Source organism: Pectobacterium artocarpous (genome assembly GCF_046159765.1).
GTDB lineage: Bacteria > Pseudomonadota > Gammaproteobacteria > Enterobacterales > Enterobacteriaceae > Pectobacterium.
Map to the genome: position 1 here is coordinate 100,829 of NZ_JBJXVK010000017.1, position 9,233 is coordinate 110,061.

General features: G+C 55.0%; 9 protein-coding genes. 1 reads left to right on the forward strand and 8 read right to left on the reverse strand.

What is annotated here, in order from left to right:
• Nucleotides 1-283 precede the first annotated feature (283 nt).
• From ACKQAD_RS12600 to ACKQAD_RS12635, 8 genes are all read right to left on the reverse strand, one after another.
• The gene (locus ACKQAD_RS12600) at nucleotides 284-1,798 is read right to left on the reverse strand and encodes an amidase (protein WP_409160467.1); all 1,515 of its coding nucleotides are present in this window, start codon (nucleotides 1,796-1,798) and stop codon (nucleotides 284-286) included.
• Nucleotides 1,799-2,028: 230 nt separating this feature from the next.
• A complete protein-coding gene (locus ACKQAD_RS12605; RefSeq protein WP_409160480.1) occupies nucleotides 2,029-2,121 on the reverse strand; it encodes a hypothetical protein in 93 nt (30 codons plus the stop codon).
• A gap of 151 nt (nucleotides 2,122-2,272) precedes the next feature.
• Nucleotides 2,273-3,610, reverse strand: coding sequence for a purine-cytosine permease family protein (locus tag ACKQAD_RS12610; protein ID WP_409160468.1), 1,338 nt, complete (start codon nucleotides 3,608-3,610; stop codon nucleotides 2,273-2,275).
• Nucleotides 3,611-3,673: 63 nt separating this feature from the next.
• Nucleotides 3,674-4,654: a 5-oxoprolinase subunit C family protein gene (locus tag ACKQAD_RS12615; RefSeq protein WP_409160469.1), complete on the reverse strand. Its 981-nt coding sequence runs from the start codon at nucleotides 4,652-4,654 to the stop codon at nucleotides 3,674-3,676.
• A complete protein-coding gene (locus ACKQAD_RS12620) occupies nucleotides 4,635-5,525 on the reverse strand; it encodes a 5-oxoprolinase subunit B family protein (RefSeq protein WP_409160470.1) in 891 nt (296 codons plus the stop codon). The genes ACKQAD_RS12615 and ACKQAD_RS12620 overlap by 20 nt, the downstream gene beginning before the upstream one ends.
• Nucleotides 5,515-6,915 (reverse strand): acetyl-CoA carboxylase biotin carboxylase subunit, encoded by a 1,401-nt coding sequence (locus ACKQAD_RS12625; protein ID WP_409160471.1) that lies wholly within the window; start codon nucleotides 6,913-6,915, stop codon nucleotides 5,515-5,517. Before ACKQAD_RS12625 ends, ACKQAD_RS12620 begins: the two co-directional genes overlap by 11 nt.
• A gap of 16 nt (nucleotides 6,916-6,931) precedes the next feature.
• Nucleotides 6,932-7,183 carry an acetyl-CoA carboxylase gene (locus tag ACKQAD_RS12630; RefSeq protein ID WP_409160472.1) on the reverse strand — a complete coding sequence of 84 codons (252 nt, stop codon included), beginning with the start codon at nucleotides 7,181-7,183 and terminating at the stop codon, nucleotides 6,932-6,934.
• Between the two features lie 27 nt (nucleotides 7,184-7,210).
• Entirely contained in the window at nucleotides 7,211-7,981 is a 771-nt protein-coding gene (locus ACKQAD_RS12635) for a 5-oxoprolinase subunit PxpA (RefSeq protein ID WP_409160473.1), read from the reverse strand.
• A gap of 149 nt (nucleotides 7,982-8,130) precedes the next feature.
• Here ACKQAD_RS12635 and ACKQAD_RS12640 point away from each other — a divergent pair, with 149 nt between their 5' ends.
• Nucleotides 8,131-9,048 (forward strand): LysR family transcriptional regulator, encoded by a 918-nt coding sequence (locus tag ACKQAD_RS12640; RefSeq protein ID WP_409160474.1) that lies wholly within the window; start codon nucleotides 8,131-8,133, stop codon nucleotides 9,046-9,048.
• Nucleotides 9,049-9,233 lie beyond the last annotated feature (185 nt).

The window sequence follows — 9,233 nt, forward strand, 5'->3', positions numbered from 1 at the left end:
ATGGTTAATTAACCGCAATGCGATACATTTATTTAGTAGGCAATAAATATGCCAATTGAATCTCAGAGTAATTGCTATAAAATCATATAAATAACTGTTGTAAAAAACAGCGTATCGCGGGCACGCTGTTTATTTCGGTGCATTTGCACCATATTGGCGAGTTCCGATATGTTTTTATATTTTCGCCAAAAAAAACGCCGCCGGAATATTCCCGACGGCGTATAATAGACAAAAAACGAACAACACAGACATACAACAAACAATAAGTAGTCATTCAATAACGTCAGGCGTTCCGCCAATCCATGGCCGCTTCCAACGCCGCCGCCGTCTGATAAATCGTGCTTTCGGCGAAATGTTTGCCGATCAACATCATCCCCACTGGCAGTTGATCAACCTTGCCGCAGGGAATCGACATCGCCGGATGACCGGTGATGTCGAATGCCGCAGTATTGGCGATCATCTCAAAGGCTTTGCCGATATATTCGCTCAGCGGCGCCCCTTGCTCCGGTAACGTAGGCGCCACCATCGGCACGGTAGGCATTACCAGCACATCGTAACTGCCCAGCGCAGCATCGTAGGCGGCGGTGAGTCGACGTGCGATATTCTGCGCCTTGGCGTAAAAGCGTCCGCGATAGTTTTCGATACCGTATTGTCCCACCAGCATACAAATTTTCAGTGTCGCAGACAGATCGCCCGCGCGCTGACGCCAGTTGGCATGCGCATCCAGCAACCCGACGTCGTACAATCCTTTCCAGTTGAAGCCCATACCATTGCCGGTCATCATCTGCGCCATCAATCCTTCGCAACCGATAGGCTGCCAGATGGCTGGCCCCAGCGCGTGCTCCGGAATAGACACCTCTTCGACGCTGGCACCCAGCGCTTCCAGACGAGCCGCCGCCGCGCGCACGGCGTCGCTCACCTGCGCATCGCCGTTCGGCAGGGCGAAGCCTTCTGTTACCAGCCCGATGCGTAGCCCCTTAACGCCTTTGTTCAACGCCGCCGTGTACTCCGCCACCTCTGGTGCATATTGGCGCGGGTCCAACCCGTCGCTGCCCGCCAGAACCTCCAGCAACAGCGCATTATCTTTTACGTTGGCGGTAATGGGCCCGGTATGATCCAACGTGGCCTCAATCGGCATAATGCCGGTGTAAGGCACTAATCCATGCGTTGGTTTCATGCCGTAAGTGCCGCAAAATGCGGAAGGGATGCGGATCGAACCGCCCTGATCGCCGCCAATCGCCATGTCGCACTCGCCCAACGCCACTAGCGTCGCGCTGCCGGAAGAGGAGCCGCCGGAGGTACACTCAAAGCGGTGCGGGTTGTGCACCGGTGCCGGATCGGACGTATGACTGCCACCCGACAGGCAGAAATGCTCGCAGGTGGCTTTACCCACGATGGTGCCGCCCGCATCCAGAATGCGCGTTACCACGGTAGCGTCAAAACGGGGAACGTAACCTTCCAATGTCGCCGAGCCATTCATCATGGGTACGCCGGCCAGCGCGATATTATCTTTTAGCGCCACGCGTTTGCCCGCTAATTTTCCCTGACTGACGCCGGGAATATGGGTTTTATAATACCAGGCATTGTGTGTATTCTCGTCAGCCGTTGGGCGATAGCCCGGCGTGCGAGGATATTCGCTGACCGGAATATTATCAGGCAGAGCGTCAATCAGATCGTAGGCGTCGAAACTGCCCTGCATCAGCGATAAATATTCCGCCGCCTGTTGCGGATTCAGTTGAATATTAATACTGCTGGCAAGCTCAATGAGTTGTTCGACCGACGGGCGTTGTATAGCCATATATCTTCCTCATGTTATCTGCATTTTCCACACTGAAAAATCAGCGCTAACGTATACAAATGAACATATGACAGCATAGGGAAGAATACTTGCTCAGGAACGACAGTTGCTGTTTTCTGAGTGACAGCGCTATCGGGGCTGGGATAGGCATAATCAGCGCTAACGCTATGAAGGCCATTGTAGGTCCTCATTAAGTGTTCACCCTCTGACCAGTGAAGTGGGTAAGTATGTTATTTCTCAACGTTTTCATTAAGGTTGTAATCTATCTGCATACTCACCGAAAGGAGATCATTTTTTAAATGATAAAGCTCTGTATAGCCAATCTCTCTTTTTAATCTTTTTCTCGGTTAGGCGTTAATACACTCTGTTCTTCATTCTGTTTATGCATTTTTTCTCTTGCCGACGCCAAGTGCATACGACATAAAAAATGGCTTCCTGACTGAAAGCCATTATTCATCACCGTTGATGCGTCTTTCACTCGCCCAGCGCCGTGGATTTTGGCAATTTCGTGCTGCCCACCACAGGCTTCCACAGGCTAAATAGCGTATACAGCCCGCTGGCGCTGATAAAGGTCACCACGGCTGAGAACGCGGTGAATGACGCTGGGCCATGCATCAACCCAATCCCCAGCGCCACGCTGATGAACCAGGCGCTCACACCCACCGGGTTGATCGCCGCACCATCCTGATCGGGCTGCACCTTGCGAGCTATCCCGGCCAGCGCCACCCCGACCCAGGCCACCACGAAGACTCCCTGATAGGCCAATGCCTGCAACAGCCAAGCGAACACATCCGCCAGCATCAGAATATACACCACCACGCCTACCAAACAGGCCCAGAGCAGTTTGGGCAGCTTCAGGTTAAACAGGCTCTGGAAGAAAACCTGCATATTGACGGTGGCAAGATAATAATTCGCGGTATTAATCCGCGTTTGCGTTACCCAGACAAAACCCAGTCCGGCGAGACCCAGCAGATTGAGGATCGCCACCACCACCGCCGTTTCGCTGAGCGCCCCTGTATCGGGAAGGCTGCTGGCAAGATAAATGCCCGCCACGCCATTGAGGAAAAACGTCACCAGATAAAACGGCATGCCGAAGTTAATGCGTGCATGGTACTGGCTATCTTCCTCACGACCAAAACGGGCGTAATCGAAGGTGTACATCATCAATACCCAGACGCCCATGTAATAGGTGAAACAGTTCCACCATCCCCAGGGCGAGGGATTGGCCGGGCCGTAGTCGAGCCAGTCTTGCTGATAGCCATCACGCATGACGGACATGACGATGGTTGCCAGCAACCCTAGCAGATAAAATGGCAGCAGCACGCCGTTAAATTTATCCAGCCAGTTCTGAACACTGCCGAAAATAAGCGGCACGCTGTACACCACCACCAGCGCCGCTGCCACCCAGTAGACGATGCCGGGGAAAAGGTGGTTGATGGCGAACGCGATGACGGAACCTTCAAACACCGCGTAATAAATCGCGGTAGAGAAGAAAATCAGGGTCGCCAGCGACGCACCAATGCGCCCAAACAGGCAGCGTGAAAACTGGGCGACAGACAACCCGGTGCGCATGGCGAACCGACTGATCACGCCGTTAATCAAGCCATAGGTGACCACCGATAGCGCCATGCCGATAATGGCGTTAACCGCCCCGTAAGCCAGTGCCAGAGAAGCGCCGACTACAATATAAAACACGGCACTGCACACGGCCCACCAGGCCATCGTGAGAGATAATTTCCCCATTCGCGCCGGTTCCGGCGGCGCTGACTGGCCAACCTTATCCGCCGTGCGAGATTGTGGAGCTGAAGCCATAGCAACCTCCTGAAACACGCAATAACCAGAGATATCTGCCACGGGGCAACGCCCCTGGCAGGGTTAACGCAACGCGTTCGCCAACTGCGCCAGCCGCTGCTGAAATTGGCAGCGGGCAACCAGCGCCTCTTCCAGCGTGACGGGCATAAAGCGAACATGTTGATTCGGCTGTAACTGGCCAAGAATGGCGAGATCGGGGCTGATAACCGTCCCCAGCGTCATATATCCGCCGCCCGACACCGCGTCACGCAGCAGAACAATCGGTTCAAGCCCGCCAGGGACCTGAACGGAGCCGATGGGGTAACAGGCATCGACAATGTTTGAGGGATCGGAACCGGCACCGAACGGCGGCGTGCGCAGTTTGAAATCCAGAGGCTGTCCGCCTTTGAGGCGATAACCGGTCCGGTCAGCTTCGGTACTGACATACCAGCTTGCAGCGAAGAAATTATCCACCGCCGACTCTGTCAGACGATGGATATAGAGGCCTGGCATCAATCGCAGGGTGACCGACTTTTCCAGCACCGGCAGCAACGCGTCAGGAACGCGCTTCCCTTCTCGACGGAACCGCGCGTTGTCGGCGGCACCCGTGCTTAACGTATCGCCCGCCGCCAGCCGACGCCCCTGAAAGCCGCCCAGCGCGCCGAGCGTATAGGTCGCGCGGCTGCCCAGTACGCACGGCACATCGACCCCGCCCGCCACTGCAAGATACGCGCGACAACCCTGACGCGCCGGAGAAAAGGTCAGTTGTTGTCCGGCGCGAACGAGCAATGCGGTGTGCGTCGCGGCAGGTTGATTATCGACGATCGGCGTCATGCCCGCGCCGCACACTGCCACCAGCGCCTCCGCAGAGAAACTCAGCGCCGGGCCGAGCAGCGTCATCTCGAGCACCGCCTCATTCGGATCATTGCCTACCAGCAGATTCGCCATCTGCATTGAGTAGGGGTCCAGCGCACCGGAAGGCGGAATACCCAGATGGTAATATCCTTCCCTTCCGGCATCCTGCACCGTAGTGGCAAGGCCGGGCTTAATCACATTGATGGTCATACAGCCCCCTTTTCAACTGCTGAGGATAGCCCTGCGGGTCACTGAGAAAGTCCGCAAGCACAAAAGTGACGTCGCGAATACGCGGAGAAAACACGCCGCTTTTCACCTGCTCGCTGATGTCGTCATAGGTCTGGCGATCGATCGCTCGAAACTGAACAATGTCGCCGGCGTTGAAAAACACCATCTTGCTTTGCAAATAGGGTAAGCGCTGCGCCGGGGCGTAAATCGGCATCGGGGTGATGCCGAATAACTGATATCCCCCGGCGCCGCGTACGGAGTAGATACAGCCAAAACAGCCGCCGTGCCCCAGCGATAATCCCGGGGTGTCGGTGCGTGGGCGCAGGTATTTCGGCACCTGTAGCTGTTTTTCCCGTTCAACCATCTGATACATAAAGGGCAGACCGGCGACGAACCCTACCATTGAAACGAACCAGGGCGTACCGCTGTGCGCAGCAATAAAATCGTTTTTATCCGCGAAACCGTTGATGTGTGCGGCGTAATCGAGGTCGCTCCCTTCCGGTGCCTGGTGACGATCGCGAAACCGCATTAGCGTCTCGTGCGTCCACGGATCGTTGTACAACACCGGCACTTCAATAATGCGCGTCGCCAGCGTGCTGTCGCCTTCACCGTCGGTTTCCAACGCCTGTAACGTAGTAAGCAAGGTTTGCGGTGCCAGCTCGTCTGGATTAAAGCGCACCTGAAAAGAGGCGTTGGCGAGGCAAATGTCCAGCACGCCATGCAACTGGCGCGCCTCCAGCGCCCGCGTCAGCGTCAAGCCGCGGAAAAACGCGTTTAGCGACATCGATTCATCGATTTCGGCGAAGAGATGCTCATCCCCGCCAAACGAGTAGCGGATCGGGTTATTGGCCATAGCGGCGGATCTCCTGTATCTGTGTCGACGATTTATCGTCGCGCTCCGCCAGCCACTGCTCCAGCGTGGTGGTGGTGAATTCAGCGCTCTGCAATTTCGGGTGTTGCAGCAGCCACTGATGAAGCGACGCAGTGGTTTTTATCCCGCGCAGTTCGAGGCCTGAGAGCGCTTGTCGGGCGCGGGCCAGCGCCTGGGGGCGATCGGCACCCCAGGCGATCACTTTGGCCAGCAAGGAGTCATACCAGGGGGGAACGCGGTAACCGCTGAAAACATGACTGTCGACGCGAATCCCTTCGCCGCCCGGCCACACTACGCCTTCAATCAGCCCCGGACAGGGAAAGAAATTCTTCTCAGGATCTTCCGCGTTGATGCGCATTTCGCAGGCGTTGCCGCTCAGTTGCACATCAGACTGCGCCAGCGTGAGCGGATCCCCGTTGGCGATGCGCAGCATCCACTGCACCAGATCGACGCCCGTCACCATTTCGGTCACCGGATGCTCAACCTGAATACGGGTGTTCATTTCGATAAACCAGAACTCGCCGCGCGTTTCATCGAACAGATATTCCAGCGTGCCTGCGCCACGGTAACGCAGGTGCCGCGCCAGCTGTACGGCGCTGTCACACAGCGCGGCGCGTTGAACCGCGCTTAGGGCGGGCGATGGGGCTTCTTCAAAGATTTTCTGCCGACGACGCTGTAGTGAGCATTCGCGATCGAACAGGTGGATCGCCCGTTCGCCATCGCCGAGAATCTGAACCTCGATATGGCGGGCGCGGGCGATAAAGCGCTCCAGATAGACTGCGCTGGAGCCGAATGCCGCTTTCGATTCACTCTGCGCGACAGGAAATTCACGTGCTAGCGCCTCATCGTTCTCCACCACGCGAATCCCTCTGCCGCCGCCCCCCGCTGCCGCCTTTATCAGGCAGGGATAGCCGATTTCTTCGGCACGGAGTTGCGCCGCCTGCACGGTTTCCAGCACCTGTGAACCCGGCACGACCGGTACGCCCGCGTCTGCCGCCGTACGGCGCGCGGCGGCTTTATCACCCATCACCCGGATGGTTTGCGCGTCCGGACCGACGAAAATATACCCGGCTTGTTCCACCCGTTCGGCAAACTGGGCGTTTTCCGACAAGAAGCCGTATCCGGGGTGAATGGCATTGGCACCGCTTTTCGCTGCCGCATCCAGTAAAGCATTGATATTCAGGTAGCTACGCGCGGCTTGCGCCGGACCGATAATGTACACCTCATCGGCCAGCCTGGCAGCGAGGCTGTCACTGTCCGCCTCGCTGCATGCCGCCACCGTAGTCATCCCCAGTGTTTGCGCCGCACGAATAATACGTACTGCTATCTCCCCACGATTTGCTACCAACAGCTTTTTTATTTTCCCGGCCATACGTCCTCCGCAGAGCTTATTTATTATCGGTTTTTATTATGGCTATAACCTGCCCTGGTTCGACGGCATCACCATTTTTCAGGGCGATCGTAGTTATTGTTCCGCTAGCTTCGGCGAATATTTCACTGAACTGCTTCATGACTTCAATTAAACCAATCACCGTCTCCGGACCGACTTTAGCGCCGACTTCAACAAAAGGCTCAGCGTCCGGAGAAGGCTGCCGATAAAACACACCCGGCAAGGGTGAAATAACTTCAACGTCAGACATTATATTTCTCTCCAAATAATTGAGATTTTATTTACCCACTCCCGGAGAACATATTTCAATACCCGCATCAATCAGCGCCGATTTAACCGAATGGATAATCGCCAGTGCGCCTGGCGTATCGCTATGGATACAAATTGAATCGAATTGGATGGGAATAATATTGCCCGTCACGGTTTTTACTTTCCCCTCCAGACAGGCTAGCAACACTTTGTTGGTGATCGCCTGTATGCTGAGATGCCCTGTCTTACGTGTAAAGACGATAAACCCTTGATCGTCATACTCTCTATCGGCATAAAACTCGGTGATCACCGGATGTTCCAGCCGTTGCGCCGCCCGCCATACCGCCGAGTCAGCCATGCAATAGAGATACAAACCGGCATCAAGTTGATGCAAAGCGGCGACAAATTGTTGCGCAGCGACTTCATCGCGCGCTAAGTGCATATATAAGGCGCCGTGCGGTTTAATATGTTGCAACGGCAGATCATATAAACGGGCAAATTCTCGCAGTGCTCCCTGCTGATAAATAATATCGTTAATCAATTCCTCTGCCGGAATCGATAAATGGCGGCGACCAAATCCCTGTAAATCATTAAATCCCGGATGCGCGCCAATTGCCACACCATTTTCCCTGGCCAGCTCCACAGTTCTGCGCATAATATTAGGATCGCCGGCATGAAAACCAGTAGCAATATTGGCAGAACTGATTACCGTCATTAATTCACTATCGACACCGTCACCGACCACCCAAGAGCCAAAACTTTCTCCTATATCGGAGTTGATATCTACCGTTCTCATCATAATAATTTCTTATTTCCTTGCGGGATCGTTAAATAAATATATTAGGATTTGTTTTCATTCGGGAAGTAGTATTTTTAGATAGGCAGACATCAGAAAAACAGAACGCTTATCAGCGAACATTTATTATTAATTTATCAGGAAAAAAGCCGATGCTGACGCTACGCCAAATCCGCTATTTTGTCGCGACTGCCGAAATGGGCCAGATCTCTCAGGCCGCCGTGCATCTTAATATTTCGCAATCAGCGGTGACTGGGGCCATTCAGGAGTTGGAGCAGTTGGTCGGCAAAAAGCTGTTCACCCGGTCGGTGCACGGTATGATGCTGACGGAAAACGGTAACCACTTCCTCAATCACGCCTACGCCATTCTGCAAACCGTCGATAATGCCGTGCGTAGCATTCCCGTAAACGACACCGCCGTGCGCGGCATGCTGCGCCTGGCGGCAAGCTACACGGTGCTGGGCTATTTTTTACCGTTTCACCTGCAGCGGCTGGCGCAGGATTATCCGCACATTGATATTCAACTGTTTGAATATGAGCGTCAGGATATCGAGCAAGGTTTGATCGACCAAACGCTGGATATGGCGTTGGTGCTGACGGGCAATTTACGCCATCAGTCGATTTATGCCGAAACCTTGTTCAATTCGACGCGCCGATTGTGGTTGCCATCACGCCACCCGTTATGTGAAAAATCTCAGGTGACGCTGGAGGATGTGGCCGGCGAGCCCTTTATTATGCTCACCGTGGATGAAGCCGCAGACAGCGCCATGCGCTACTGGGAAGAAGCGGGTTCCCGCCCCAATGTCATCTTGCGCACCAGCTCCGTCGAAGCGGTACGCAGTATGGTCGCCAATGGGTCGGGGATCGCCATTTTGTCCGATCTGGTTTATCGCCCGTGGTCGCTGGAAGGACGGCGGATCGAGACCCGCTCGCTGGTTAACAATGTGCATCCGATGAGCGTCGGCCTGGCGTGGCACAACGATGCTCGGTTCACACCGGCGATGGCGGCGCTGCGCGAATATTTCCGCAGTGCCTTCGTCACTCAACAAATCAATATGTTACGACGCTAAAGACGATATCGCTGGGGACGTATCGCCCTCCGACGGGATGGGGCGATAGGGCGCCGATTATCCCCCTCAGAGAAGGTCATCCGCTTAGCCGCTGGCATCGGTAATCACCGCCATCGCCTGTGTCACCCGTCCAGCGACGTCATGCACGCCTTTATCGTCAATCGCCTTAACCAACTGCGCCAGAT